Origin of the sequence: Phocaeicola sp. RTP21198st1_B8_RTP21198_201120 (genome assembly GCF_040929485.1) — a bacterium.
Lineage (GTDB): Bacteria > Bacteroidota > Bacteroidia > Bacteroidales > Bacteroidaceae > Phocaeicola > Phocaeicola dorei.
The window spans coordinates 3,246-3,959 of the sequence record NZ_JBCOCI010000162.1 but is presented as its reverse complement, the minus strand read 5'-3'; the positions used below and the strand labels follow the sequence as shown (position 1 = coordinate 3,959).

At 35.6% G+C, this 714-nt stretch carries 2 pseudogenes; both read left to right on the top strand.

Features of this window, described 5'->3' with window-relative positions:
• Window positions 1–415 (top strand): annotated as a pseudogene (locus tag AB5935_RS23820) (protein BatD); the annotation flags it as partial.
• A 19-nt stretch (window positions 416–434) separates the two neighbouring features.
• Window positions 435–714, top strand: a pseudogene (locus tag AB5935_RS23815) (hypothetical protein); the annotation flags it as partial.

Genomic DNA, 714 nt, shown 5'->3' with positions numbered 1-714 from the left:
GGTTCTCTTCATTGTTTTCGTAATTGTCTATCGTAAAAAAGCTATCGAAAATGCAAATGTAGCAAAAGTTCGCACTAAAAAAGCGAATAAAGTGGCTGCCAAACGCATGAAAAATGCAGGCAAATTATTAACTGAAAACAAACAAGAAGCATTCTATGATGAGGTGTTGAAAGCACTTTGGGGATACATCAGTGATAAGTTGAATATCCCGGTTTCTCAATTGTCTAAAGATAATATCGAGGACGAATTGACCCAATATGGAGTCGCTCCCGAACTGATAAAAGACTTCATCGGAACATTAAATGAATGTGAGTTTGCCCGTTATGCTCCGGGTAACCAAAATGAAGCTATGGATAAAGTATATTCTTCGGCTGTTGAGGTCATCAGCAAAATGGAGAGTAGTATAAAACACTAAATCAAAGGAGATTATAACAATGACAAAAATATATTTCATTTTGATATTCCTGATAAGTTTTGTCACAGTTTACGCACAGAATGAATCAGACTCTGCACAGGTTGCCGCCCAAACAGAAATGCCACAAAATGCTGCTGTACAAACTTTCCCAACAAAGACAGAAGCTGATAGTGCATATATAAGAAATGATTTTGCAGCTTCTGTAGAGATATATGAGAATATATTAAGAAACGAGGGGGAATCTTCCGATATTTATTATAATTTAGGTAACAGCTATTATAAAATGAATAACATTGCCA